Here is a 26,079-nt window from a genome sequence, read left to right as displayed (position 1 = left end):
CTTGTGGTTTTGGCCCGGTTCGGGCCGGCAGCGGCAGGTTTTTTGTAATCGATGACGGATAATTTAGCGGCGGTTTTAGACCAGGTTCGGGCCTGCCGTGTTTGTGAGTTGAGTCTGCCACAGGGTTGTAGGCCGGTGATCAGAGCCGAAGCGAGTGCTCGCTTACTGGTGATTGGCCAGGCCCCGGGCACCAAGGTGCACGCCTCGGGCGTGCCCTGGGACGATGCCTCGGGGGTGCGCCTGCGGCAGTGGCTGAATCTGACGCCGGAAGTGTTTTACGACACCCGCCAGGTGGCGATTATGCCCATGGGCTTTTGCTACCCGGGGCGGGGCAAATCGGGCGACCTGCCGCCACGGCCTGAGTGTGCGCCGCTGTGGCACAGCGCGGTACGCGAGCTGCTGCCCAATATTGAGTTAACGCTGCTGATTGGCAGTTACGCCCAGCAGTATTACCTGCCCAAGGATCGCTTTACCCTCACCCAACGGGTGCAGCAGTGGCGGGATTACCTGCCGGAATTTCTGCCCCTGGTGCACCCTTCCCCACGCAATCAACTGTGGCTGAAGCGCAACCCCTGGTTTGAGGGGGAGGTGGTTGGCCACCTGCAACGGCGGGTGGCAGAGGTGCTGGAGCGCTGAGAGCCAGGCGCAGATCAGCACAGTTCTATTCATTACCCAGATAAAGCCCTGAACGGGCAAAGGAGCGTTATGTCAGACAAGGGAGAGGCGAAGATCGGCGGCTGGATTGAGAAGAGCCGGCGGGAGACTTACAGCAACCCGTGGATCAGCGTCAGTCACTGTGAGGTGATCACCCCGGCCGGCAGCGATGGCATCTACGGCCTGGTGCACTTCAAAAACACGGCGGTGGGGGTGGTGCCGATCGACGACGAGGGCTACACCTGGCTGGTGCGCCAGAGTCGCTACCCGCTGCAGGAGTACACCTGGGAGATTCCCGAAGGCGGCTCACCGGCCGGTGAGGAGACCCTCGCCACCGCCCAGCGTGAGCTGCGCGAAGAGGTGGGGCTGGAGGCCAGCCAGTGGCGGGAACTGCAACGCATGCACCTGTCCAACTCGGTATCCGATGAAGCCGCGGTGCTTTACGTGGCGCGCGGCATTCGCGAGTGTGGCGGTATCGAGCTGGATGACAGTGAGGATATCACCAGCCGTCGGCTGCCACTGAGTGAGGCCGTTCAGATGGTGCTCGACGGTGAGATTACCGATTCCCTGTCGGTGGCGGCGTTGTTGCGCCTGGCGCTGGAGCAGAAGGGTTAAGCGCAACCGGCCGGCACCGGCTCAACTATAATTCAGGGTGTACCGATAAGACCAAAATGACCAATAAGGTAATCAAATGACAGCAAAGGTGGATACCTCCATCTCACCGAGGCGCAGCCTCGAGATACTCTCCCAGCGGGAAGTGGAAAGTCTTCGCGCTACCAGTCAGGACGAAAACAGCCACTACGCTCTGTTCCGCCAGTGTGCACTGGCCATTCTCCACTCCGGCACCGCCAACGACGACGCCAAAACCATGCTGGAGACCTACCACGACTTCGATATTGATATTCTGCAGCAGGACCGCGGCCTGCGCTTGAACCTGAAAAACGCTCCGGCCGATGCCTTTGTCGATGGTGAGATGATCGCCTCCAGCCGGGAGATGATCTTCAGTGCGCTGCGCGATATTCTCTACTGGCAGGGGGTGCGCGACCGCTCCCGGGAGGAGTTTGAGACCAGCGCCGGCATTACCGACTATGTCTTTCAGCTGCTGCGCAACGCCCGTGCCCTGCACGCCGGTGAGTGGCCACGGCTGGTGGTCTGCTGGGGAGGCCACTCCATCGACCAGGTGGAGTACGACTACTGTAAGGATGTGGGCCACGAGCTGGGCCTGCGCAAACTGGATATCTGTACCGGTTGCGGCCCGGGGGCCATGAAAGGGCCCATGAAAGGGGCGACCATTGCCCACTCCAAACAGCGCATCAGCCACGGCCGCTATCTGGGCATCACCGAGCCCGGCATCATCGCCGCCGAAGCGCCTAACCCCATCGTCAATGAGCTGATTATTCTGCCCGATATCGAAAAACGGCTGGAGGCCTTTGTGCGCATGGGCCACGGCATCATTGTTTTCCCTGGCGGTGCCGGTACCGCGGAAGAGGTGCTCTATCTGCTCGGTATTTTGCTGCACCCCGACAACAACGGCCTGCCATTTCCGTTGATCTTCACCGGGCCGCCGTCGTCGGAGTCCTACTTTGTGCACCTGCACGAATTTATCGGCCAGACCCTGGGTATCGAGGCTCAGCAGAAGTACCGCATCATTATTGGCAATTCGCAACAGGCGGCGCGGGAGATGGCGCGGGGTGTTCAGGAGGTGCGTGAGTTTCGCATCCGCCAAAACGACGCTTTCTACTTCAACTGGGCGCTGCGCATTGAGCACGAATTTCAGCAACCCTTTGCCGCCACCCACGAAAACATGGCCAACCTCTCGCTGGACAGCAAACTTCCCAAGCACGTCCTGGCAGCGAACCTGCGCCGGGCCTTCTCCGGTATTGTCGCCGGCAACGTAAAGCCGCACTGGGTGTGCGAAATTGAAAAGCATGGCCCCTACCAAATTCGGGGTGATGCCCACATCAAACCCGCCCTGGACAGATTATTGCAGGCCTTCATCGATCAGAAACGAATGAAGTTGCCGGGCAGCCAATACATCCCCTGTTACGAGATTGTATAACCCGCCAGCAGCTTCGCCGATAGCCACGGTAGAGGCTCAACTGGGGGGAGCAATGGATTCCAACTACCTGTCTGCAATCGAGATAGAAACTGCGCAACCGGTTACCGCCACGGTGATCTGGTTGCATGGCCTGGGGGCCAGCGGCGATGACTTTGTGCCGGTGGTACCGGAGCTGAAGTTACCCGGAGCCATGGGGGTGCGTTTTATCTTCCCGCACGCGCCGGAGCTGCCGGTGACCATCAATGGCGGTATGCGCATGCCCGCCTGGTACGACATTTTGTCGATGAGCCTGCAGCGGGAGGTGGATACCTTCCAACTGCGCTGCTCGGCGGCGGAGGTGATGAAGCTGATCGAGCGGGAAATTGAGCGCGGTATTGCCAGCGAGCGCATCGTGCTGGCGGGGTTCTCCCAGGGCGGCGCGGTGGTTTTGGAGGCGGCACTGAGTTACACCAGGCCGCTGGCGGGGCTGCTGGTGCTGTCGAGCTACTTTGCCACCGTCGACAGCGTTCAGCTGAAGGATGCCAACGTCCAGATTCCCATCTTTATCGGCCATGGCCATCACGACCCGGTGGTACCCGAGGTGCTGGGGCAGAGTGCCGTAGCCCGGCTACAGGCCTGGAACTACCCGGTGGAGTACAAAACCTACCCCATCGATCACTCGGTATGCCTGCCGGAAATTGCCGATATCTCAGCGTGGCTGCAACGGGTACTGGCGACAGAGCTCCAACCAGGTTGAAACGCCGGGGCTTGGGTACTTGTGGCGTTGCAGCACGAAGTAAAACTTGCGGTGCCAGTTGCGCTGCGGCGCCTGCAGGCGCTTAAGCAGGCCCAACTCCAACTCCTCCCGTACGGTGATCTCCGACAGACAGCCCACGCCGAGGCCCGCCCGCACGGCGCGTTTGATCGCCTCGGTGTGTTGCAGCTCCAGGCGGATTGTGAGCTCGTTCAACAGCCCCTGCATGGCGCGATCAAACGCCTGGCGGGTGCCGGAGCCAGGTTCGCGGATGATCCAGGGCAGTTGCCGCAGCTGCTGGTCGGTTAACGGTTGGTCGGCATTGGGATAATCGGCGGGGGCGATAATCACCAGGTCGTCGTCCATCCAGTGGCTGACCTCCAGATCCGGGTGGTTCAGTTCCCCCTCGACCAGACCCAGATCAAGCTCAAAATGGAGCACCTGGTCAACAATGGCGCGGGTGTTGGCCACGGTCAGTTCGACCCGGGCGTTGTTCTCGCCGGCCAGGTAACTGGCCATTAACTCCGGTGCCAGGTAGTTGCCGATGGTCAGCGTGGCACCCACTTTCAAGGTGCCCGGCGTCTGTCGCTGGGCCAGGGTCGTTTCCAGTGCTTCGGCCTGGCCGAGCAGTGCCTCAACCTGGGGCCGCAACTGGCGGCCGTACTCGTTTAGTTTCAACCGTTTCCCCGCCCGGTCGAACAGCAGGACACCATACTGTGACTCCAGCTCTTTCAGCGCGCTGCTGGCGGCCGATTGTGACATCGACAGCACACCGGCCGCCCGGGTGACGTTACCGGTGCGGGCGATGGCCATAAAGACCTCTAGCTGACGGAGAGTAAAACGCATAATCGATTTTTTAGATTAAACAAAGAAAATTAATTCATTATACGAATTAAGAGCAAACCATTAAACTGCCCATCTGAAATTAATGTAGCGCCGCCACAGAGAGGATTCCATGGCCAATATCATCACCGAAACCGTTACTCACGTGCACCACTGGAACGATACCCTGTTTAGCTTTCGTACAACCAGGGCGCCGTCACTGCGCTTTGAAAACGGCCACTTTCTGATGGTGGGGTTGATGGTGGATGGCAAGCCGCTGATGCGCGCCTACAGTGTCGCCAGTGCCAACTACCAGGAGGAGTTGGAGTTTTTCAGCATTAAGGTGGCGGATGGCCCGCTCACCAGCCGTCTGCAGAATATACAGCCGGGCGATGAGGTGCTGCTTAGCACCAAGGCCACCGGCACTTTGGTGGCCGACCACCTGTTGCCCGGTAAGCGGCTCTATCTGTTGAGCACCGGTACCGGCTTGGCGCCGTTTCTCAGTATCATCCGCGACCCAACGGTGTATGAGCAGTTTGAGCAGATTATTCTGGTGCACGGCGTACGCGTTAAATCGGAGCTGGCCTATGAAAAGCTGATCACCGAAGAGCTGCCCCAGGACGAGTTTCTGGGTGAGCTGGTGCAGAGAAAGCTGATCTACTACCCAACCGTCACCCGCGAGGATTATGAACACACCGGCCGGCTCACCGATTTGATGACCAGCGGCCAGCTGTTTGATGATCTGCGCCTGCCGATGCCAACGGTGGCTGATGACCGCTTCATGATCTGTGGCGGCCCCGGCATGCTCAAGGACACTTGTCTCATTTTGAATGAGTGGGGGTTCCATGAGTCCCGCCACGGCCATAAAGGTGAGTATGTGATCGAGCGGGCTTTTGTTGAGCAATGACCCGTAGGGAGACCGATTTCACAGGCTTGTTCTAAAAATTTGAATATGCTTTCTCGAGTCGCTTTTGTAGTCTTTGCAGCATAGTTTGAAAGGGCTGGTGCCCGGGGGAGCCACGCTGTTGCACACGCTGTAGTACCGTGGCTTCTACCCGCCAGAAGCTTGATTACCCTCCTGTAGTAGCTTATTGGTAATCCCGCTCCCGGTGCCCACTTCTCTGGTGAAGGTGGCAAGTCCCTGTTCAATCCCGTAATCCCGATAATCTGCTAATCAACAGCAGTACACCAATTTATGCAATAGGAGCTATAGAGTGAAAAGAACCCTTGTCGGAGCACTGTTTTTTCTGGCGGCGTTGTCGGCCAATGCTGCTGAATATCAGCTTGATACCGCTCACACCCAAATCTTTTTCACTGTCAGCCATCTTGGCTTTAGCCATTCAACTGGTCAGTTCATCGATTTTGACGGTAAGTTCAACTTTGACGAAGCCGATTTCAGCAAAGGCTCTGCGGAAGTAACGATCAAAACCGCCAGTATCGACTTAAGCAACCACGAAAAATGGATCGGCCATGTGAGCAGCCCCGATTTTTTCGATGTTGAAAAATTCCCAACCATGACCTTTAAAAGTACCGGCGTTACTCAAACCGGTCCTAAAACCATGGATGTCGCCGGTGACCTGACCATCAAAGGCATTACCAAACCCGTCGTATTGGCAGTGACTTTCAACAAAGCCGGTAAAGCCTTTGGCGCCGAGCGCGCCGGCTTTAGCGCCACCACCACCATCGACCGTACTGATTATGGTATTAAATACGGTGTACCGGGCGTGGGTGCAGAAGTAAGCATTCACATTGAGGTGGAAGGTTCCCAGAATTAATAGTTTGTAAGCAGCGTCTGCCGCCCCCCGGGGCGGCTTTTTTTTGCCTGCAACTTATCGAGAGATAAAATTATTGACCTGTTTTTCTAGTGGCATGGGTGCGAATTCACCATAATAGCTGGGTTCAAATTTATTGAAGATGTTACGTGCTCTGTGTGCGTAGCAATGCAGGGGTATGGGATGAAATTAAAGAACGATCAAGAAAATTACGGGGCGGTCGCACAAGGCTTCCATTGGCTGATGGCGCTGTTGATTTTCTGGGCAATTGCCTTGGGGATGATTGCCGAGGAGATGCCGCGCTCACCGGAAAAAATTTACCTGTTTGTGTTGCACAAATCGGTGGGCATTACCGTGCTGTTATTGGTGGTGTTGCGCTTTTTGTGGCGGCTGTTCAATAAGCCGCCGGCGTTATCGTTACCACCTAAGCAGGAGCAGATGGCACACCTGGGCCACGGAGTTATTTATCTGTTGATGGTGTTGGTGCCGCTCACCGGTTGGTTACTCAATTCCGCTGCCGGCTACCCATTACCCTACTTTAATCAGTTCCCAATACCTGCTATTCCAGGGCTTTCCAAAGAGTCGAAAGAGCTGTTTGAAGGGGTTCACGTTACTCTGTTCTGGGTGTTGGCGGTGGTGATTGTTGGCCACGTACTGATGTTGGTGCATCACAAGTTCGCCCACAAGCTGGTGCTTTTGCCGCGCATGCTGCCGTGTGGTAAAGCCTGGCCGGTGGGGGTGTTGGCGCTGGTGCTCATTGCCCTGATCGCCTTCACCGTTAAAAAGTCTATGGTCGGTGACGTGCCCGCCGAAGAGCCGATCGCTGTCCAACCTGCTGCCGAACCGACAACAACCGCCACGGTGGGTAATTGGCTGATGGTTCTGCCAGACAGCAGCCTCAAATTCCAGAGTGCCTATTCTGGCGAAGCTTTTGATGGCAGTTTTGCCCAGTTCAACCCGACCATTCGTTTTGATCCGGCCGAACCCGAAGCCGGGGTGTTGGATGTAACTGTCACCGCCAGCAGCATCACTACCTACAACGAAGAGTGGGATGCGTCTCTGCAGGATGATGAATGGTTCGCCACCGAGCAGTTTGCCACGGCCCACTATTACAGTAACGACATTAAAGCCCAGAACGATGGCTTTGTTGCCCAGGGGCGGCTCACCTTAAAAGGTGTAACGCAACCACTGGCTGTTAATTTCGTGTGGCAGTCACAGGCGGATGGCAAGGCCAGTTTTGTGGGTGATGCGGTGATTGACCGGCGCCTGTTTGGTATTGGCACCGGCATGTGGGCGGATGATCCGACTATCGCTTTCGAGGTGCAGCTGCAGGTGAATCTGTTGCTAACGCCGGCGCAGTAAGGCTATTAACCCGCTGCGTTTACGGTCGCTTCATCACCCAGGTAGCGTTTGCGTTTGTTGGCCTTGAGTTGGTTGAGGTCGGCAATGAACAAACCATCGATACAGTTGGCGAAATCTGGGTCGATATTAAAACCGAGCAGTTGAAAGCCTCCCTCTTCATAAAGTGCCGCGTACTGTTTAAACAGTACCGGCACTTTATAACCCAGTTCGGCGAACTCCGCCTGCAACAGTTTAAAACCGCTCTCTTTGTCGTGCTGGCCGTACTTTACCTGTAACGCCTGTTGCCGGTGATGGGGCAGGGTGAAGGGGAGCCGGCCTTCGGCCAGCGGAGCCCCATGGCTGTAGAAGTGCTCGTAGAAGAAGACCATCTCTTCGGTCAGATGTTTGGGGTAGTCGGCGCTGATGGTGACTGGGCCAAACACATAGCGCACATCGGGGTGGTGCCGGAAATAGGCACCGATACCCTGCCATAGGTAGTCGAGGCTGTTCTTGCCCCAGAATTTCGGATTCACAAAACTGCGCCCCAGCTCCACCGCCTGTGGCAGCAGGGGTAGGAAGTGATCGGTAAAGTTGAACAGCGAACTGGTGTAGAGCCCATCAATGCCCTGGTCTTGCAGAATAGAGGCCACATGCCCAAGGCGATAGGCGCCGGCCACCTCCAATTGCTCGTGATTCCACAACACCAGGTGCTGGTAATGGCGGTCGTAGTTGTCCAGATCGCGTTTTGAACCAGTGCCCTCACCCACCTTGCGAAAGGTGAACTCCCGCAGCCGGCCTATCTCCCGCATTAAGGTGTCGCACTGGTATTCCACCAGATAAATCCCTTGGTTATCGCGCGTCTCGCCCAGTAAGTCAGCCTGTTTCAGATCTTTGCGCAACTCACAGCGGTCCTCCGGGTGGGCGATGGTTTTGAGGGTTTCAAAGGGGGATTTGTGGTTTTTGCGCAGCTTGTGAATATGTTTTTTCAAACGCTGCAACAGTGCCCGGTCGTTGAGTTGGCCGCTCTGTAGCGCGCCCGGGGCAATCAGCTCGCCGACGTTGATTTTCACCATGCTGGCCAGTGGCTGTTTGGCCTGGGCCAACAGATTTTTCAAGCTGGTGGGCACCAGTCCGGAGGAGAGCGTGCGCCAGCTTTTTTGCACCTGCACCAGTACCGGCAGCAGGGGTGTTTTGGTGGCTCGGCAGTAGTGCAGCAGGTCGGACCGCCAACTGCGGTTTTGTGGCCGTACTTTGGCGAAGTTGCCGGTTGGGAAGAGAATCACTGCCTGCTCCGCCGCCAGGGCCTGTTGAATCGCCTCTTCAGCGTTCGGGCCGCTTTGAATAATCAGTGAGCCAAGGGCGCCGAATTCACTCTCCTGTTCGTCGATCACCAGCCGGATATCTTTGCGAACCTCGGCCACCAGTCGCACCAGTGCCAGCGCGTGCAGTGATGCCAGGGGCTGGTTGGCATAGACCAACACACGGCCTTCGTCGGGAATGTTCTGCCGGTCACGAGCCGATACCTGGTAGGTGAAATTGAGCTGCTCAAAAATCTGATCGATAAAATCGAGGGAGCCGAGCCCGGCGCGGGTGGTCAGTATGTCGGCCAGCTCACTTTCGTGGGTGATTTTGCGAAGAAATTTTTGCGTGGGCTTGCGAAAAATAGCGCCCGGAAAGTCGAAGGCAGGAAATTTTCCTGTCATAGAGCGAGGGGTATCGATCATGGTCGTCTCGGCAGGGTTTAATTGGCCGAGAATATTTTGATCGGGTGACAATTGGATGAATTGGCGATGACAGAATTGTGACCGAAAACGGCGGCCGGCACACGCCTGCGGGTTCCTGCCAATATTGGTTTGTGGTTCTGTTTAGCTTATTAACTCTGCGCCGGCTGCCAGCCGTAGGCAGTAGCGGTCAGGAGGTTTTGGCGGTGCCGGTGATGGCCCGCTCCAACTGCTGTAGTTGGTTGTCGAGCAGTAGTTGATAGGCCTCGTCAAAGGCCTCTACCTCACGCCAAAACCCTTGCTCCGGACGAAAACTGATACGGTCTGCCACCAACTCGGCTAGGGGCGCGGCGACGGCGAGGAATTGACCCCCAACCGCCTGTGATTGGTTAACCAGACGCTCCACATCCAGAGTTGGCCGCTCCAGGTCGCAGGCCTGCACCCGGGCCTGGAAGCCCAGTGGGTTGGCGGCACGATAACTGAGGGCCAGCAGCAGTTGGGCACTGCAGAGGGCGTTGAAGGTGTTCTGTTTGGCGCTGTCGGAGTCAAACAGCAGCACGGGTAGGGATTGGCCGGAGTGCAACAGTTTGGCACCGTATAGCGTCGCCACCGCGTTAAACTGCTGGGCGACCAGTGCCAGAGCCTCGGTCAGGGCATCGGCGCCCATCTGTTTGCTGGCGGCGGCCAAACGCTCTGGTTGCAGCGTTAAACCCACAGCCTCCTCGCACACCGATGAGTGCCGGATTTCCGCCGTCGGGTAGAGGTCGTCATCGTCGTCGTAGGCCTCCTCTTCAAAGTTCTCGTCGTCACCAGACACCACTTGGCGTGGCAGCCGGGGCAGCTGTCGCCAGGCCATTACCGCGGCCACTATCGCCATCGCCAGGGCAAACAGGGCAAACCAGAGGTTGCGGGTGGCGGTGGTGTCGGGCTTGGCGCTAATGACGGTGAAGTAACCGGCCACACTCTCATTTTGCGCAATTGCCGCGCTCTGCAGAATCGCCTCGCTTGGGTCGAGAATGGTACCGGCCTGGGCCAGAATCCGGTTGTCGACATCGTGCACGGTTAGGCCGTCCACCTGCTCCAGCTCCACCAGGCTCGATAGCAACACCTGCAGGCTGAGCAGATCGTTATTAAACAGCGCCTGGCCGGACTCCTCTGCGCCCAGCTTGGCAATATCACGGGCGTGTTCATCGGCAAGCCTGGCAATAGCCGCATCCTGGCTGGACTGCAGAATCAACAGGCACAACCCCAAGCCACACAACAAGCCGGAGAGGCCCAGCAACAGTGCGGGTTGGGGGATCTGACGGGTGGTTTCTAGAATCAGCTGGCGGAGTTTGGCAATGGCGGTAGGCATAGAATGGTCTTTTAGTTATTTCCCTAATTACAACGGCATCCCTTAATGAGGGTATGCCATTGTAGAGGAAATGGCATAGGAAGTTATAATGCCGGTTTAACTCTACTGAAGAGTCTCTCTATTTAATTGCTGTTGCAGGGTAAAACGAGTGCGTGAATTATCGTTGTTAACTTTTTCCGGTCCCAACCAGCCGAGCCTGGTGCCGATATTGGCCGCAATTCTGGCCGAGCATTCCGTCAATGTGCTCGATATGGATCTTTCGGTTACTCACCGGCAGGTTAATTTAGGCATCTTGGTTGAGGTGCCGGCGGCGGCTGCGGTCAGCGCCTTGCACAAAGATATCCTGTTTGCCGCCCACGGCCTGGAGCTCAGAGTCCGCTTCCAGGATATTACCCTGGAAGCCTACGAGCAGTGGGTGGCTGAGCACAGTGAGGCGCGCCATATGGTGACCCTGCTGGCCCGTAAAATTCACGCTGAACATATCGGTGCGGTGGCCGAGGTAACCGCGGAACACGGCCTCACCATTGAGCGGGTGGAGCGGTTGAGCGGTCGGGTTTCACTGCAATCCGAGCAGCAGGGTGATGGTCGGGAGTGTCTGGAGATTGCCACGGTGGGTGAGCCTGCCGATATGGCCAAGCTGCATACTGACCTGCTTGAGTTGTCTGGCCGTTTGGATGTCGATATTGCCGTGCAGGCGGATGATATCTATCGCAAAACCCGGCGCCTGGTCTGCTTCGATATGGACTCCACCCTGATTGAGGTAGAGGTGATCGACGAGTTGGCCAAGGCCGCCGGTGTCGGCGAGCAGGTAGCCGCCGTTACCGAGCGGGCCATGCGCGGCGAGCTGGACTTCAACGAGAGCTTCTCTTCCCGCCTGGCGACTCTGCGCGGCCTGGACGAGTCGGTGCTGGCGGCCATCGCCGAGGCGCTACCCATTACCGAAGGGGCCGAACGATTGATCGCCACCTTAAAAACCATGGGCTACAAAACGGCCATCCTCTCTGGGGGGTTCACCTATTTTGCCCGCCATCTGCAACAAAAACTCGGCATCGATTATGTCTACGCCAACGAACTGGCCGTGGCGGAAGGCAAGGTGACTGGTGAGGTGCAGGGGGAAATTATTAATGGGGAACGTAAAGCGGAGCTGTTGCGGGAGTTGGCGAGTCGGGAGGGGCTGACACTGCAGCAGGTTATCGCGGTTGGTGATGGTGCCAACGATATTCCCATGCTGTCGATTGCCGGGTTGGGCATCGCCTTTCGGGCCAAGCCGGTGGTTCGGGCCAAGGCGCGCCACGCCATTTCAAAAATGGGGCTGGATGCGCTGCTCTATCTCATTGGTTATCGGGATTAACCGTCGGACTCGAAGTCGTAGTTCATCTGCGAATTCGGTTCCTGCAGGTAGTGGCCCTGAATGTAGTGCACACCCGCCTGCCACAATTTGGAGAGCGCCGCGGCGTTCTCCACAAACGGCACAATGGTGATTTTTTTCAGGCTGTGCAGCTCTTTCACCAGGTTAGTTAACCCGCTGGCGTCGGTATTGTCCTGTAGCTCGCGCGTATAGGAGCCGTCGACCTTAATGAAGTCGGCCATGATGTGCTTGAGGGTATTCATCGGATTCAGCACACAGCCGAAGTTGGTGATGCAAACCGGGGTGCCGTTGGCTTTTAGGGCGTCGACGAACGCTTTCGCCTTGCCCAGGTGATCGGCAACATCACTCTCTTTCAGCTGGAAGATTATGCTGTCAGGTGACAAATCTGCCGCTTTCAAAGCCACTTTCAGCCAGGAAGGCAGGTTGGTATCGAAGAAAGCTGCCTGGCTTAAATTGACCACCAAACGGGTGTTATAGCCTTTGGCGCGGTGGCCAGCCAAGCGCTTGGCGGCCTCCAGCACAACCCAGCGATCAATTTTGCCAAGGGTTTGCAGGTCGTCCACGGTGTTGAAAACTTCCTGGTTGGAGAGCTGCTGGCCATGCTCGTCGAGCACTCGAACCAGTACCTCATACTGCTCTTCATCGGAACCTCGCAGGCCAATAATTGGCTGGAACAGCAGGTGCAGGCGGTCTTGTTGCAGCGCCTGTTGCACCACCTCCAGCAAGCCGGCTTCTTTGCTGGACTCTTTCTCTGGTAGCTCGAATAGATGACAGGCGCCCTCATTTTCGGCGTCTGCCTCGCGCGCGGCATCCAGGGCGATGCGGGCGTGTTCGACAATCTGTTCGCTGTCGTCGATGGTTTCACTGATCAGGCTGATACCAATCTGCGGGCGCAGGTGAACGGTTTTGGTTTTCACCTCAATAATTTGCTCGCCAATAAAAGCGATGATCTTTTGTGCCAGCTCCAGGGCTTTGCTGGCGCTGGTATTCAACAGCAGAATACCCAGGCTGCTGTCGCTGAAGCGGCCTCGGAAATCTTGCTCGGCGAGTACTTGGGACAATCGGTTGGCCAGCTCTTTAACGGCTTGGTCAGATTGGCGATAACCCAGAGTAGCAACGACTCTGCGCTCAAAGTCGGCGATTGATAACAGTAAAAAGGCGTGGGTGTGACCGCTGCCGGCACAGTCGTCCAGGCTCTTTTCCAGGCGCTGGTAAATGGCGGTGCGGTTGAACAGGCCGGTGGCCTGATCCCGCAACTTTTGCTGGCTGCTGGCCTCGTCGGTTTTGGTCTCTCTTTCCACCGGTGCGCTGACTGTCTCACTGCGAGCCATTGGCACGTTGCTGCTTTGAATCAGTACGCAGGGTTCGTTATCGAACATGCTCAGGCTGACGGTAATCGACAGGCTGATTTCCTGGTCGCTGTTGGTCAACAGGCGCAGTTGCAGCGTTTCCGGTTCCGGCTCGTGCGACCGCTGTGAAAACTTTTTCAAACACTCTTTAAAACGCTCCTGGTCGGAGTCAGTAATGAGGTCGATGAAGGGCATGACCGCCAGGTCATCGATATCGTCGTAACCGAGAATGTCGCCCCAGGTTTGGTTAACGAAAACGAACATCCCATCCTGAATGTAGGCGATGGCATCCCGTGAGCTTTCCAGTAGCTCCATTGCCCGCTGTTCCGCTTCGCGCCGTTTGCGTTCTGCCACTCGCCGGGTTTGCCGTTGCTCGCGGTTTTTGACTTCCCGTTCAATAACCAGCAGCAGATGTTGATCGTCATCCAGCAGCACAACATCGGTGGCGCCTCCGCGAATCCCCTCCACCACTGCCCGTGAGCTTTCGTCTTCGGTAACCAGTACTACCGGGATATCCCGATTGAGGCGGGCAATCTCTTTTAACGCTTGGTGAATGGGTAGGTTGGTGGTGCCGTCGTGGCCAATGAGCAGATCCCAGGTCTGTTCCTGCAGCAGTTTTGACAGTGCCTCCAGGCTTTCGGCGTGCTGGGTACGAACGGCCACACCGGCATTGCGTAACATGCTCACCAAGCGCTCTACTTCAGAGCGGGAGTCGTTGAGTAAAAGAAGGCGGAGGGTTTCTGTCAGGTTCATGAATTAATCTGCGGCATCAATCTTTAAGCCACAGGAAATGGAGTATTCTCGTCGGCTCATGTTTAGAAGTGTAGTTCAGGTTTTCGCTTTTAAATCGATCAGCCCACCAGAATAAGGCTATTGCCCTGCAGGAGGGAGCGCTGCGGGTGGCAGATTAAGCCGTCTGGCTTGGCAGAAGGCGTTAATCGGCGACTTTCAGAGCGCGTTTAATAACAACTGTAGCAGTAAGTCTATAACAAAGCCGGCAAAAACGTGAAATACCGATTGCCCGGGCAGGCTGGTAAAGCGCCGATTCTAACCAACTGGCGGTGCTAATGTTAAGTTGCCAGTTGGTCAAAATGGGCAATGGATCACGCCGTTTTTTTAACCGCTCTTGTAGCGAAAGTGACAAAACGAAGCGGTGGTAAGCAGACGCTGGGTAAGCTGGATTTTGGTTACTACCCCCCGTTTTTTCAATGTCACCGGGTGGCGCTCAGAAAAGACCAGGTTGGGCATCACGATACTTAAATTGCTCTCATCCCCACCTTCTGATAACAGCAATACACGCATGTAATCGGAATCTTTACCATTGTTGGTAATGGTCGATGCGCCATAGGCTTCCATTTTGTGGGCCAGGGCCTGTGCGCCGGACTGCACTCCTTGGCTGTCACTGCGTCGTACCCAGCGAATGGTAGCCAGCTGCCAATGGCGCTTACCCGCCTCGCGATAGGCGATCAATTCCCCGGCCTGCAGTTGCGGCGGCACCTGTTGCCACTGTATCTGGAAGCCCCGGGCACCCGAATTTTTGATCACCACCGTGTAGGTTGCACTATTGACCGGAGCGCCATCGGACCGTTGAGTGTTGGTTTTCCAATTGGAACCAAGCACCAGGCTGTCATTACTGGCACCGCCAAAGACAAAATCTTCGAAACTGATGCCTTTAATAAGCTGGCTGTGAATGTTGGCCAGGCCCACACACACTTCCAGTTCATGGTTGCACGGATTTCTCGGGTTGCGACGATGCACACGAGATCCCCAGTGTTGGAACAGATGCTGGCGCAGGTTGCGGGGTATTTCGTTTTTCTCTTCCAGCGGTGTTTCGGGTTTCTTCTCGAGATTGGTGAGTAGTGCCTGAAAATCAAATACCAATCCATCGGCCGCCAGCTGCTCCGCCTCAAAGGTGTCTAGATAATCGGGTTCAGCATCGGCACTGCTGAGTACCGCAAACAGCGCTTGGTTGTTAGCTTGGTAGGTTTCCAGCTTCAGCAGTTTTACCCACGGGCCAAGCTTGCGGTAGAGCAGATCGATTTCGCTGGAGCGCAATTGCAATGGACGGGCACAGGCCAACGCCAAGCTGCATAGATAGCTGTGGTCACAGTTGCCGGAAAAGTCGGCCGCCAGCGGGTCGGTAACATTTTTGCCATTCAGCCCGTGGCTGCGGCTAAATCGGTAAAGAGTATTTAACATGCCCCAAATGTGGGGCGGTACGGGGGTATAGAAACGGTAGTTGGTGGCTAAAAACAGCGAGAGTGTGCTGAGCGCACGATGCAGCGCTAGGCTGGCCGCCTGCGACGACAGTTTGCGCTCGGTGAGTGCGCTGATGGCATTGCGGGCGTAACCGTTAGCCAGATGTTTAAGCAGCGCCTGGCTGATTACCACACTCTTTTTTTCACTTTCGTTGAGTGTTAGCGGCTTTTTAACGAGCGGGTCGATAATACTGGCGACGCAGTTGAGTACCAGTGGACGAATATGTTCAAGCAGTTCAGCGCGGACGTTGGTGGTCAAGCGAACCTTGGCGATTTCTGGCAGCGCGTGATAGAGGTGAGTACTGGTGGTGGCGTAGTCGGTGACCGGCAGCGCGTCGAACCAGGTTTTGATGCGCACCAATTTATTGCTGTCGCAAAACAGAAAGCGGGTTTCGCTCTCTTCCGGCAGGTCTAAAAGTTTGGCAAGTTCGTGCGGCGTTTGCGGGCGCCGACTAAAAATGCCTGTTAACAGGTTGGATTTCAACGTCAGTCCTTGGGGTTTTTGCTTCTATTTATCTGACTAATCGATAACTTCATCTGGTGATTTTCAATTCCCACCAGTGGAATCTAGTACTTGTGTACTAGTTATCTTAATTTACCCAGCTCTTTGAAGATAGGTGGGCAATTTCCCTAACTAATTTGGGTACCAGGTAACCGGGTAGCGCTGTGAGCAGCGCTTGATGCAATAATCTGGCCTCAGCATCGGGTACCCAGAAATCGGCGGCTCCCGCTACCCGGTCTAATAAATGCAGGTAGTAGGGGAGTACCCCCATAGCAAAAAGTGCTTCGCTGAGTTCAATCAGTGTCTCAGCTTGGTCATTTATCCCTTTTAGCAAAACCGCCTGGTTAAGCAGAGTCACGTTGGCCTGCTTGAGCCCAGCCAGTGCCTGGGCGAGCGGTTGATCCAGCTCCCTGGGGTGGTTGGCGTGCAGCACCAGCACACTCTGCAGGCGGGTGGAGACCAGTAGCTCAACAAAGTCGTGATCCAACCGCTCAGGGATCACCACCGGCAGGCGGGTGTGTATACGCAAACGTTGCAAGTGGCCAATACCCTCAAAACCGTGCAGCCACTCCTGCAGCTGGCGGTTGCTCACCGTGAGCGGGTCACCACCGCTTAAGATAACCTCAGTAATTGAGTGGTCACTAGCAATATAGTCTAGGATGGCTCTGAAGTTCTGGCCGGTCAGACGATTTTCTGTGTAGCTGAAGTGGCGGCGAAAACAGTAGCGGCAGTTCACCGCACAGTGGCCTGCCGCCATCATCAGCACCCGGCCGTGGTATTTGTGAATAAGGCCGGGAACCGGGTTGGCCTCCTCCTCGGCGAGCGGGTCCCGATGGAAACCGGGGACTGCGTCGAGCTCTCTCGCAACGGGCAAGAACTGGCGCAAGATAGGGTCATCGGGGTTGCCGGGCTCTATTTTGCTCAGCATCGCCCGGGGCAGGCGCAGGCCAAAACCTTCGTTGGCCGCCTGGGAAAAGCTGCCCGGTGGCAGCTTGAGCAGCCTGGCCAACTCGGCTGGATCGGTTATCAGCTCTTGTAACTGCTGTTGCCAGCTATTGGTCTGCCTTGGGGCATCAGTTATTATGTGCACCGTTTTTTTGAACACCTTTTGATCATTGGTTGGGCGGTGGCTGCATGGCCCCGGACTCTATTTCGGCAGAATTGGTGGCGGCCCAGCGCATTTAGTTTCAGTTTGAGGATTTTATGGCAAGTTTTTCTACTAATGATTTTCGTGGTGGCCTGAAGGTTATGTTGGATGGTGACCCCTGCTCCATCATCGAGAACGAATATGTGAAGCCCGGTAAGGGGCAAGCCTTTAACCGAGTCAAACTGCGCAATTTGGCCACCGGCCGTGTTATTGAGCGTACCTTCAAGTCTGGCGACTCCCTGGAAGGGGCGGATGTCATGGACCAGGACATGGAGTATCTCTACAACGATGGCGAATTTTGGCATTTTATGGATCCCGTCAGCTTTGAACAACATGCAGCGGACGCCAAAGCGGTTGGCGATGCGCTCAAGTGGCTGAAAGAGCAGGATACCTGTGTGGTGACCCTCTATAACGGTTCACCGCTGGCGGTAACGCCTCCTAACCACGTGGAGCTGGAGATAGTCGAAACCGACCCGGGCATCAAAGGGGATACCGCCCAGGGTGGTACCAAGCCGGCGACCCTCTCCACTGGTGCTGTGGTCAAGGTGCCGCTGTTCATGTCGATTGGAGAGGTGGTGCGCGTCGATACCCGTACCGGCGAGTATTTGGGCCGGGCATCCACCAAGTAGTGGCCTGGCCGCGCCCACGTTGGCTTGGGTGCGGCCAGTCTGATCCCTGTTCGTGACTGATTCCATCCCCTCCTGGCGACCCTCGGCCAGCCTGGCCGTTATAAAGGCGCGCGCCGCGCTGCTGGCCCACATCCGTCACTTTTTTGCCGAACGCGCCGTGCTCGAAGTGGATGTTCCGAGCCTCAGCCGGCACACCGTTACCGACCCCAACCTGATTCCTGTAACAAGCCATACCAACGGTGGTGACGCGTTTCTGCAAACCTCCCCGGAATACTTTATGAAGCGCCTGTTGGTGGCGGGTTCGGGCTCAATCTATTACCTGGGTAAGGCCTTTCGCGACCAGGAGTTCGGTCGCCGCCACCACCCGGAGTTCACCATGTTAGAGTGGTACCGCCTGGGCTTTGATGACCAGCAGCTGATTGAGGAGACGCTGGCGCTGGTCACTGGATTGTTGCCGGCCAAACCGGTTACCCGGGTAACCTACGGTCAGCTGTTTGCCGGACACTTTGGTATCAACCCGCATACCGCTTCAGAAGCGGAGTTGGCCGAACTGGCCCAGCGAACTTGCCAGCCGGCTTTTCACCAGGCCGACCGCAACACCTGGTTGGACCTGCTCTTCAGTCACTGCCTGGAGCCAACCCTGGCCGGTATTACTGTGGTTGCCGACTTCCCGGCCAGCCAGGGGGCCTTGGCCAAAGTGATGGCTAACGATGCCGGGGAGCAGGTGGCCAAACGCTTTGAGATCTACGTCGATGGTCTGGAGTTGAGCAACGGCTATTGGGAGGCGACGGGTGCAGTTGAATTGCAGGCGCGTTTTGAGCGGGATCAGGCTACACGACTGGCCGCAGGCTTGCCGGTGCCGGCGATCGACCCGGACTTTATGGCCGCCATGCACGCTGGCCTACCGGAGTGTGCCGGTATTGCTTTGGGGGTGGATAGGCTGCTGCTGTTGATGAGCGGTGTAAAAACTCTGGCTGAAACGATGAGTTTCGCCCCTTTCTCCGGACAATAACTTGCCGGAGAGATATTCGCCGGCACGAGGAGTGCACCGGCGGGCAACGCTATAGCGGGTGGTGAAGGTTACTAGGAGTTGACCGCGCTGGCCTTGGCCTTTTTGCATTGCAGAAGATGGCACATCACCTCGGCGGGGTTGTCGGCATTGGCCTCTCCCAAATCTTCCGCCGGTACACCGGCCACTACCCTGTGTGGCGGTACGGGCTTGAGCACGACACTGCCGGCACCAACCTGCACCCCTTCACCAATTTCGATGTTGCCCAGAATTTTGGCGCCGGGGCCAATCAAGACGCCACGACGGATTTTCGGGTGGCGATCTCCACTCTGTTTGCCGGTGCCGCCCAAGGTGACCGACTGCATGATGGAGACATCGTCATCGACCACGGCGGTCTCGCCAATTACCACGCCCGTGGCATGATCCAGCATCACCCCCTTGCCGATGCGGGCCGCAGGGTGGATATCCACCGAAAAGACCACCGAGATGCGGTTTTGCAGAAACAAGGCAAAGGCCTTGCGCTCCTGCTGCCAGAGCCAATGGGCCACGCGAAACGCCTGCAGGGCGTGGTAGCCCTTGAAGTAGAGAAAGGGCACCGACAGTTGGTGGCAGGCGGAGTCGCGATCGAGAATGGCGTGCAGGTCAGCGGCGGCCGCTTCACAGATGCTTTCATCGGCCTCAAACGCCTCTTCGATCACCTCGCGTATCAGTAGGGCAGAGGCGGTGGGGCTGTCGAGCTTGTTGGCCAGCAGGTAGCTCAACGCCGACAGCGGTGAGCTGTGATTGAGTATGGTGGCGTGCAGGTAGCTGGCCAGAATCGGCTCTTGGCTGGCCTGAAACAGCGCCTCTTTGCGGATGGTTTGCCAGGTGGATTCAAGCACCTATAGACCCTCGGATTTGGTGATCGGCATAATGCCCAAGCAGTTTGGTCGGCTATTATCCCGGTTCCCGGTGTTAATGCCAACCTCCCTTAAAACAGAGCCAATGGCGGCTCCTGCAGGGCGGCCAGTTGTTCCCTTAGCTCCAGAATATGCTCGGCCCAGTAGCGCTCGGTATTGAACCAGGGGAAATTGTGGGGGAAGGCGGGGTCCTGCCAGCGGCGGGCGAGCCAGGCGGCGTAGTGCATGATGCGCCAGGTGCGCAGGGTTTCAATCAGGTTGATCTCCGCGAAGTTGAAGTTGGCAAACTGCTGGTAGCCCTCAAGTACCTCGCTCAGCTGGGCTACCCGCTGTTGCCGCTCGCCGGAGAGCAGCATCCACAAATCTTGAATTGCCGGGCCCATGCGGGCGTCGTCCAGATCGACAAAAAAGGCGCTTTCGTCCCGCCAGAGAATATTGCCCGGGTGGCAATCGCCGTGCAGGCGAATGGCCTGGCAATCGACACCCTGCCAAATGCGCTCGGTTTCGCGAATCAGGTCGTCGGTGAGGGTTTGGTAGGCCTCGGTCAGCCCGGGTGGAATAAAGCCGTTGTCGAGCAGAAACCGCTGGGGTTCCTGGGCGAAATCGTACAGGTTGAAGCTTGGCCGCTGGGTAAAGTTCTGCTCCCGGCCGCAGTTGTGCAAACGGCCGAGCAGCCGGCCAATCACCAGCAGGTGGTCGAAGTTGTCGAGCTCCGGTGCATGGCCGCCTTTGCGAGGATAGATGGCGAACAGGAAATCCTGGTATTGGTGCAGGGTTTTGCCATCGGCATCCTGCAGCGGTGCCACCATTGGAATCTCCAATGCAGCCAGCTCCAGGGCGAAGTGGTGTTCTTCCAAAATCTGCTCGCGGCTCCAGCGCTCGGGGCGGTAGAACTTGGCAATGATGGGGGTGCCGCCCTCCAGGCCCACCTGATAGACGCGGTTTTCGTAGCTGTTGAGTGGCAGTATGCGGGCGTCGCTGTAGAAGCCCAGGGACTCGACGGCGTCGAGGACGGTGTCTGGTGTCAGGCGGGCGTAAGGATGCTGGTCGTCGCTCATAACACTTTGCCTTAATCAGTCACCATAGCGGGAGGCTCAGTTTACTCGCGCCGCTAGGGGTTGGCTAGCGCCGGCCGTTACGGGGCTTAGCGCATCAGCGCCACACTCTTTATTTGCGCGTAGACGATTTTATCCACCGCCAGGCCGAGGGTGTCCGCCGACAGGCGGGTGATTTGCGCCAGGAAGCTGTCGCCGCCCATATCGAGTTTAACCAACACCTTGGCGGGGTCGGCGGCCTGAGCAATGGCGCTGATGCGCACTGGAAAGGCGTTGGAGATGCTGGTTTGCTGCTGGGGCGCCAAGGCCAGGCTGACATCTTTGGCGCTGATGCGCACCCGTACCCGGGTGCCCGGTTCGGCGGCGCGGTAGGAGATGGCCACCGTGCCGCCCTTCAATTTCACGTAGGTGAGGTGGTACTCGCGGTCGTGTTTGGTGATCTCCCCCTCAACGCAGGCGCAGGCCTCCTCCAATTGTGCCAGCGGCAGGTCGGTGCGGGTGAGTATCTCATTCACCGGGCCGGTAGCCAGCACGCGTCCCTGGCTTAACAGGACAATCTGATCCGCTAGGCGGATCACCTCATCGGGGCTATGGCTGACGTAGAGCACGGGGATTTTCAGCTCGCTGTGCAGTTTTTCCAGGTAGGGGAGGATCTCCGCCTTGCTACCGATATCCAGGCTCGCCAGCGGCTCATCCATTAACAGCAGTTCGGGGTTGGTGAGCAGTGCTCGGGCGATGGCCACGCGCTGCCGCTGGCCGCCGGAGAGCTGCATCGACCGCCGCTTCAGTAGCGGCCCCAGGGCCAGCCAGTGCACCACCTCCTGCTTGCGAATGACATTGTTCTGGCTGCGCTGGCGGGCGATGGCGTAGTTGAGATTGCCCTCCACCGTCAGGTGCTGCAGAAGATTGGCCTCCTGGAAGACATAACCAATCGGACGGCGGTGGCTGGGCAGGAAGGTGGTATCGTCGGCCCACACCTGGCCGTTGACGGTCAGCCGGCCGTAATCGGCCTGCTCCAAGCCGGCGATACAGCGCAGCAAGGTGGTTTTGCCGGAGCCGGAGTAGCCAAACAGGGCGGTGATGCCAATGCCTGAGGTGGCAAAGCTGACATCCAGGCTGAAGCCCGGTCGCGCTAGACGAAAAGCGAGATTCAGATCAGTCATGCTGGTTGGTGTGCCCGATCATGGGGTGGCTCTGGTGGTTGAGCCAGTAGAGGAAAAAGAGCACCAGCAGGGAGAAACCCACCATCAGGGCCGACAGCAGATGTGCCTGGCTATATTCAATGGCCTCGACATGGTCATAAATAGCGACCGAGAGCACTTTGGTCTCGCCCGGAATATTGCCGCCAATCATCAACACCACCCCAAATTCACCAATGGTGTGGGCGAAGCTGAGTACAGCGGCGGTCAGCAGGCCCGGGCGGGCCAGTGGCAGTGCCACGGAGAAAAACCGGTCCAGTGGTGATGCCCCCAGCGTGGCGGCAACTTCCATTGGCCGTTTACCGATGGCTTCAAAGGCGTTTTGGATCGGTTGCAGGGCAAAGGGGAAGGAGTAGATCACCGAGGCCACCACCAGCCCGGGAAAGGTAAAGGCGAGGCTGGTAATGCCCAACGCTTGCAGGGCTGGTGCCAGCGGCCCCTGCGCACCCAACAGCAACAACAGATAAAAACCCAGCACCGAGGGTGGCAACACTAGTGGCAGAGTGGCGATAGCGGTGACCACGCTTTTGGTGTGGCGGTTGGCGTGGGCCAGCCACCAGGCAATTGGGGTAACCAGCAGTAGCAAAAGCAGGGTTGTGAGCGCCGATAATTTCAATGAAAGCCAGATGGGGCCGGGATCAACGCTGGTTAAACTTTGCCAAAAACTCATAGGCACGCAATTCAAATAGAGTAAAAAATAAAATTCCCAGCGTCTGGCTTAATGTGGCGCAACACCGACAGAACTCCTGCCCGCAAATTAACAGATAACCCCGTATAGCCAAAGTGTCGCGCGTATTGCCTCTTTGTTGGGTTTACGACAGCTGGGCTTGACTTCGGCCTTGTTGGCTTTCCGACAACGGGCCAAATCCCCCGCCGTGGTTTCCTGCTAAGTGGTTGAATAACCAAAGGAAAAGCCTTGATGAGTGGCGGGTACAATAATTGCCAATTTGAAAATAATCGGTCAACACCCGTTGGCGCCAACCCAATTTTTCACACTCTACTCAAAGGTTATTGTCATGTTAGTGCAAAAATACAAAGATGAAGGTTATCTTTTCAACGTCAACCTAACCGGTTCCGTCGGCGACGCCGAGGTTTACCGTGGTGACTTGGTGTTGGTGTTTGGTGAGAAGACCGAACGCGGTGATTACATGCCGCCTATCAAAGTGGCCAAGCAGGCGGTGCTCTACATTGTTGGTGGTAAAACCAAAATGTTAATTGCCGGTTTGTATGAGCTGCAGGACATGGAGCTGGTTGCCGAACACTTCAAGGCCGACTGTGACGATGATCTTGAGGCGCTCTTCTTTGTGCACAACATCAAAGAGGCGATGGTTGTCTCCTTCGGTGGTATTACGGCCAAAGTTGTCCCCCTCGACGACGGAATGATCTTCAACGAAGCCTTGGAACTGCTCTGCATTGAGAAGAGCGATTTGAAAGGCCAAAGCGCGGAAGAGAAAGTAGAGACCGTTTATGGCGAATTGAAATCCTTCAAGTTCAAAGGCCCCGAAGTCAGCTGGGAAGAGGCACTGTCTAAAACCGTTGAGGCCAAACACACTGCCCGCGGTCCAGTCTGATTTTCCGCAGTACTGATTAACGTGTGCTATCGAGAGTACTGTTGATCATTAATCTGATCCACCAAGGCACGCTTAGCGTGCCTTGTGTTTTACCCGGCAGAAAACGGTTCTATGCGTAAACTAGCGGTTGCCAGCAAAGATGGCGTTGCCATCAATTTACACTTCGGACACGCCAAAGAGTTTTGGATCTACGGCTGCGATGACGATGGCTGCCGCCTGCTGGAGCGGCGCGAGGTCGACCACTACTGCCACGGCCAACATGGCGACCAGAGTGCCATGCAAAAAATATTGGCCACCATAAACGATTGCGAAGCGGTGTTTGTGGCCAAGGTTGGCGATGGGCCAATTGCCAAGTTGGCCAAAGTAGGGGTAACAGCAATCGATGAATATGCCTACGAAGCAGTTGATGAATCTCTGCAAAGCTACCTGAGCGGCGCCAGCTAGCCCCGTTTTTTGATTTTCTTTTTTTTAATTCTGAATCTATCCGGCTCTGCTTATAGCGCAGGGGCTTCTAATCTAAAGGATTATTCTTCGCCAGAAAGCGCTCCAACTCGTTAAGCGTTTTAATGCGCATATCGCTGGTAGAAAACCAGTGGTCCTCCCCGGCCAGTTCAACCAGGGTTGAATCTTTGTCCGCCTTGATCAGTGCGTTGTGCATAATAATCGATTGCCTTGGCCGCACCACGGTATCGTCTCGGCTATAAAGTATCATCACAGGGGCTGCGTAATTGTCGACGTGATTGATGGGCGAGGCAGCATCCATGCGTTGTTTAAACTGATCATCATCGCCAAAAACCGTTGCCCAGTAGTTTTCAACGCTGTGTGGGTCGAGCAGGTCGAACCTATCTTGGTTGAGCTCTTTCCCTATATCCGACAAACCATTAATAGCGATAACACAGCGGTAGAGGTCGGGGGTAAGGGCGCCGCCAATTAATGCGGCGTAGCCACCATAGGAGGCGCCCAGAATGCAGACACGATCTTTATCGACAATGCCTTTCTCGGCCAGATAGGTGACGCCATCGGTAATATCATCTTGCATTATCTGCCCCCAGCCCATTTTTCCGGCCTGATGGAAATCTCGGCCAAAGCCGGTGGACCCGCGAAAGTTTGGCTGTAGAACCAGATAACCCAAATGCGCCAGGTATTGAGCCAGCCAGTCAAAATCCACCCGGTCGTAGCTGTCTGGCCCACCGTGCGGCATGACAATCATAGGAAGGCCTTTACGTGTTGCACCCTTACTGCTATTGGCCGGCCAAGTTAGCACCGCTGGGATTTTCTCATCGTCTCTTGCGCTATAGCGAAAGGCGATTACTTCGCCGAGATCATCGGCCTTGATATTGGGGTAGCCACTGGTGAGTGATGCCAGTGTATTGTTCTTGCTGTTGAACATTTGATAGGAGTGAGGTTTGATGTTGCCACCCACCAGGATAACCATATTCTCCTGGCGTTTATCCATGTCGAGCAGATGCACAGAGCTGCCGGGGTAACTTGCCACTAGCTCTTCGAATACTGCGTTTAAATCGCTATTTTGAAACTGGTACTCCGGTAGAAAGCCGCTGTATTTCACCGCTAATAATTTTCGATTGATATCGGTAATCAGATAATCGATCTCTTTGCCTGTCTTCTCAAACAGTGGGCCGGAAATAGTGCCATCTACCAAACTAAGCGAATAAATTCCTTCGCTGTCGTTATGTTTGCCAATAAATAGTAATGCCTTTTCATCCCAGGCCACGGCCTGAACACTGATGCTGGGCAGTGCTGTTTCATAGCGGTAAATCTCCTTGGCTTTACCACTCAGATACGAGTAAAAGATATGCTGTTTTTTCTCGGGATCAAAGTCCTCACGGGCAAGAACCTCTCCTTTCTGGTTTACATACCAGTCCATGGTATCTGTATGGCCGTTGCTGAGCAGGCGTGGCCGACCATTGCTTAAACTAACACGATAGAGATTGCGGCTTGGTGGGTAGCTGTCATCTAGGGCGGGCATGAATGCGTAGCCTTTTTCTGAATCGACACCAACCACCTTGCCTAAGCCACTCTGTGCGCGATAGAAACCGCTGGTCTCCGACCAGCGTTCATGGATGCCGTCTGGTTCCTGGAACAGTTGCACAATTTTTTCTTTATCAATGTTGTAGGCGAAGGCGCCTGAATATTCCAGGCGACCGCGATAGCCGAGGATATGCCGGGTTTCAGAGGCTTTTAGAATTACGTGATTGTTGGTGGCAAATTGAATGTCGCGGGCTTTAATGTCGTCTGACAAGCGTGCGCCACTTTTCAGCGTTTTGGTCTTGGTGTCGTACACCACCATTAACGCTTTGCTATCGATATTTTGCACCCAGGCAAAGCGGCTGCCATCTGGGGATACGGCCATTGAGGTGATTACCGGCAGGCTGCCAAAATCCTTTAAATCGGCGGCATTGGCAAAGGTAATATTGCAAAGCGCTGCTATCAATAAAAGCCGGCAAAGCCAATTGGGCTGGCAGCGGCTTATGGTTGTGGTTACACAATTGAATAGTGCTGCAATTGCAATAGTGAATTGCCCGGGATGGCCAATCGAACGCATCGGAAAACTCCCTGTATCGCGTAAATCATTGAGGTGGAGAGTTTAATAAAGAAATGATGGCGATAAAATGATT

General features: G+C 56.1%; 23 protein-coding genes. 12 read left to right on the top strand and 11 right to left on the bottom strand.

Annotation, left to right across the window (positions count from 1 at the left end; translation table 11 throughout):
- Positions 1–51: 51 nt before the first annotated feature.
- The 4 genes from SBL51_RS06145 to SBL51_RS06130 all read left to right on the top strand — a co-directional run bounded on the left by SBL51_RS06145 (position 52) and on the right by SBL51_RS06130 (position 3,449).
- Positions 52–636, top strand: coding sequence for a uracil-DNA glycosylase family protein (locus tag SBL51_RS06145; protein WP_317930016.1), 585 nt, complete (start codon positions 52–54; stop codon positions 634–636).
- 69 nt (positions 637–705) lie between these two features.
- Entirely contained in the window at positions 706–1,269 is a 564-nt protein-coding gene (locus SBL51_RS06140; RefSeq protein WP_317930015.1) for an NUDIX hydrolase, read from the top strand.
- A gap of 88 nt (positions 1,270–1,357) precedes the next feature.
- Positions 1,358–2,713 carry a nucleotide 5'-monophosphate nucleosidase PpnN gene (gene ppnN, locus SBL51_RS06135; protein ID WP_317930571.1) on the top strand — a complete coding sequence of 452 codons (1,356 nt, stop codon included), beginning with the start codon at positions 1,358–1,360 and terminating at the stop codon, positions 2,711–2,713.
- A gap of 52 nt (positions 2,714–2,765) precedes the next feature.
- Positions 2,766–3,449: an alpha/beta hydrolase gene (locus SBL51_RS06130; protein ID WP_317930014.1), complete on the top strand. Its 684-nt coding sequence runs from the start codon at positions 2,766–2,768 to the stop codon at positions 3,447–3,449.
- On the opposite strand, the gene SBL51_RS06125 is transcribed toward SBL51_RS06130, so the two are convergent.
- The gene (locus SBL51_RS06125; RefSeq protein WP_317930013.1) at positions 3,402–4,292 is read right to left on the bottom strand and encodes a LysR substrate-binding domain-containing protein; all 891 of its coding nucleotides are present in this window, start codon (positions 4,290–4,292) and stop codon (positions 3,402–3,404) included. The genes SBL51_RS06130 and SBL51_RS06125 overlap by 48 nt on opposite strands.
- A gap of 109 nt (positions 4,293–4,401) precedes the next feature.
- On the opposite strand from SBL51_RS06125, the gene SBL51_RS06120 reads away from it, so the two are divergent.
- From SBL51_RS06120 to SBL51_RS06110, 3 genes are all read left to right on the top strand, one after another.
- Positions 4,402–5,175 (top strand): ferredoxin--NADP reductase, encoded by a 774-nt coding sequence (locus tag SBL51_RS06120; protein ID WP_317930012.1) that lies wholly within the window; start codon positions 4,402–4,404, stop codon positions 5,173–5,175.
- 307 nt (positions 5,176–5,482) lie between these two features.
- Complete coding sequence (locus SBL51_RS06115) at positions 5,483–6,043, top strand: YceI family protein (protein ID WP_317930011.1); 561 nt, start codon at positions 5,483–5,485, stop codon at positions 6,041–6,043.
- Positions 6,044–6,223: 180 nt separating this feature from the next.
- Positions 6,224–7,402 carry a cytochrome b/b6 domain-containing protein gene (locus SBL51_RS06110; RefSeq protein WP_317930010.1) on the top strand — a complete coding sequence of 393 codons (1,179 nt, stop codon included), beginning with the start codon at positions 6,224–6,226 and terminating at the stop codon, positions 7,400–7,402.
- Positions 7,403–7,407: 5 nt separating this feature from the next.
- Here the strand turns inward: SBL51_RS06110 and SBL51_RS06105 are convergent, their stop codons facing one another.
- Together SBL51_RS06105 and SBL51_RS06100 are read right to left on the bottom strand one after the other, a co-directional pair.
- Positions 7,408–9,105, bottom strand: a complete 1,698-nt coding sequence (locus tag SBL51_RS06105) for a lysophospholipid acyltransferase family protein (protein ID WP_317930009.1) — start codon at positions 9,103–9,105, stop codon at positions 7,408–7,410.
- Between the two features lie 187 nt (positions 9,106–9,292).
- The gene (locus tag SBL51_RS06100) at positions 9,293–10,456 is read right to left on the bottom strand and encodes a hypothetical protein (RefSeq protein ID WP_317930008.1); all 1,164 of its coding nucleotides are present in this window, start codon (positions 10,454–10,456) and stop codon (positions 9,293–9,295) included.
- A 148-nt stretch (positions 10,457–10,604) separates the two neighbouring features.
- On the opposite strand from SBL51_RS06100, the gene serB reads away from it, so the two are divergent.
- Positions 10,605–11,807, top strand: a complete 1,203-nt coding sequence (gene serB, locus SBL51_RS06095) for a phosphoserine phosphatase SerB (protein WP_317930007.1) — start codon at positions 10,605–10,607, stop codon at positions 11,805–11,807.
- Here serB and SBL51_RS06090 read toward each other — a convergent pair.
- The 3 genes from SBL51_RS06090 to epmB form a co-directional block, all read right to left on the bottom strand.
- A complete protein-coding gene (locus tag SBL51_RS06090; RefSeq protein WP_317930006.1) occupies positions 11,804–13,927 on the bottom strand; it encodes an EAL domain-containing protein in 2,124 nt (707 codons plus the stop codon). The two genes, serB and SBL51_RS06090, sit on opposite strands and share 4 nt — an antisense overlap.
- A 363-nt stretch (positions 13,928–14,290) precedes the next feature.
- A complete protein-coding gene (locus SBL51_RS06085; protein ID WP_317930005.1) occupies positions 14,291–15,916 on the bottom strand; it encodes a hypothetical protein in 1,626 nt (541 codons plus the stop codon).
- Positions 15,917–16,022: 106 nt separating this feature from the next.
- Positions 16,023–17,024: an EF-P beta-lysylation protein EpmB gene (gene epmB / locus SBL51_RS06080; protein ID WP_317930004.1), complete on the bottom strand. Its 1,002-nt coding sequence runs from the start codon at positions 17,022–17,024 to the stop codon at positions 16,023–16,025.
- A gap of 113 nt (positions 17,025–17,137) precedes the next feature.
- Here epmB and efp point away from each other — a divergent pair, with 113 nt between their 5' ends.
- Both efp and epmA read left to right on the top strand, forming a co-directional pair.
- Positions 17,138–17,710, top strand: coding sequence for an elongation factor P (gene efp / locus SBL51_RS06075; RefSeq protein ID WP_317930003.1), 573 nt, complete (start codon positions 17,138–17,140; stop codon positions 17,708–17,710).
- 52 nt (positions 17,711–17,762) lie between these two features.
- The gene (epmA, locus tag SBL51_RS06070) at positions 17,763–18,722 is read left to right on the top strand and encodes an EF-P lysine aminoacylase EpmA (protein ID WP_317930002.1); all 960 of its coding nucleotides are present in this window, start codon (positions 17,763–17,765) and stop codon (positions 18,720–18,722) included.
- A gap of 71 nt (positions 18,723–18,793) precedes the next feature.
- Here epmA and cysE read toward each other — a convergent pair whose 3' ends face one another.
- The 4 genes from cysE to modB form a co-directional block, all read right to left on the bottom strand.
- Positions 18,794–19,600, bottom strand: a complete 807-nt coding sequence (gene cysE, locus SBL51_RS06065; RefSeq protein ID WP_317930001.1) for a serine O-acetyltransferase — start codon at positions 19,598–19,600, stop codon at positions 18,794–18,796.
- A gap of 89 nt (positions 19,601–19,689) precedes the next feature.
- Entirely contained in the window at positions 19,690–20,676 is a 987-nt protein-coding gene (locus SBL51_RS06060; protein WP_317930000.1) for a serine/threonine protein kinase, read from the bottom strand.
- Positions 20,677–20,762: 86 nt separating this feature from the next.
- Positions 20,763–21,836, bottom strand: coding sequence for a molybdenum ABC transporter ATP-binding protein (gene modC / locus SBL51_RS06055; RefSeq protein ID WP_317929999.1), 1,074 nt, complete (start codon positions 21,834–21,836; stop codon positions 20,763–20,765).
- Positions 21,829–22,542, bottom strand: a complete 714-nt coding sequence (gene modB / locus SBL51_RS06050; protein WP_317929998.1) for a molybdate ABC transporter permease subunit — start codon at positions 22,540–22,542, stop codon at positions 21,829–21,831. The genes modC and modB overlap by 8 nt, the downstream gene beginning before the upstream one ends.
- Before the next feature lie 346 nt (positions 22,543–22,888).
- Between modB and SBL51_RS06045 the strand changes: the two genes are divergently transcribed.
- Positions 22,889–23,443 (top strand): hypothetical protein, encoded by a 555-nt coding sequence (locus SBL51_RS06045; RefSeq protein WP_317929997.1) that lies wholly within the window; start codon positions 22,889–22,891, stop codon positions 23,441–23,443.
- A gap of 111 nt (positions 23,444–23,554) precedes the next feature.
- The gene (locus SBL51_RS06040; RefSeq protein WP_317929996.1) at positions 23,555–23,887 is read left to right on the top strand and encodes a NifB/NifX family molybdenum-iron cluster-binding protein; all 333 of its coding nucleotides are present in this window, start codon (positions 23,555–23,557) and stop codon (positions 23,885–23,887) included.
- A gap of 67 nt (positions 23,888–23,954) precedes the next feature.
- Here SBL51_RS06040 and SBL51_RS06035 read toward each other — a convergent pair whose 3' ends face one another.
- On the bottom strand, positions 23,955–25,895 hold the full coding sequence (locus SBL51_RS06035; protein ID WP_317929995.1) for an alpha/beta hydrolase family protein: 1,941 nt from the start codon (positions 25,893–25,895) through the stop codon (positions 23,955–23,957).
- Positions 25,896–26,079 lie beyond the last annotated feature (184 nt).

The sequence above is a fragment of the Halioxenophilus sp. WMMB6 genome (assembly GCF_033283405.1).
In the GTDB taxonomy this organism is placed as follows: domain Bacteria; phylum Pseudomonadota; class Gammaproteobacteria; order Pseudomonadales; family Cellvibrionaceae; genus Halioxenophilus.
Note: the sequence above shows the minus strand (reverse complement) of the source record. Positions and strands in the feature narration are given on the sequence as shown.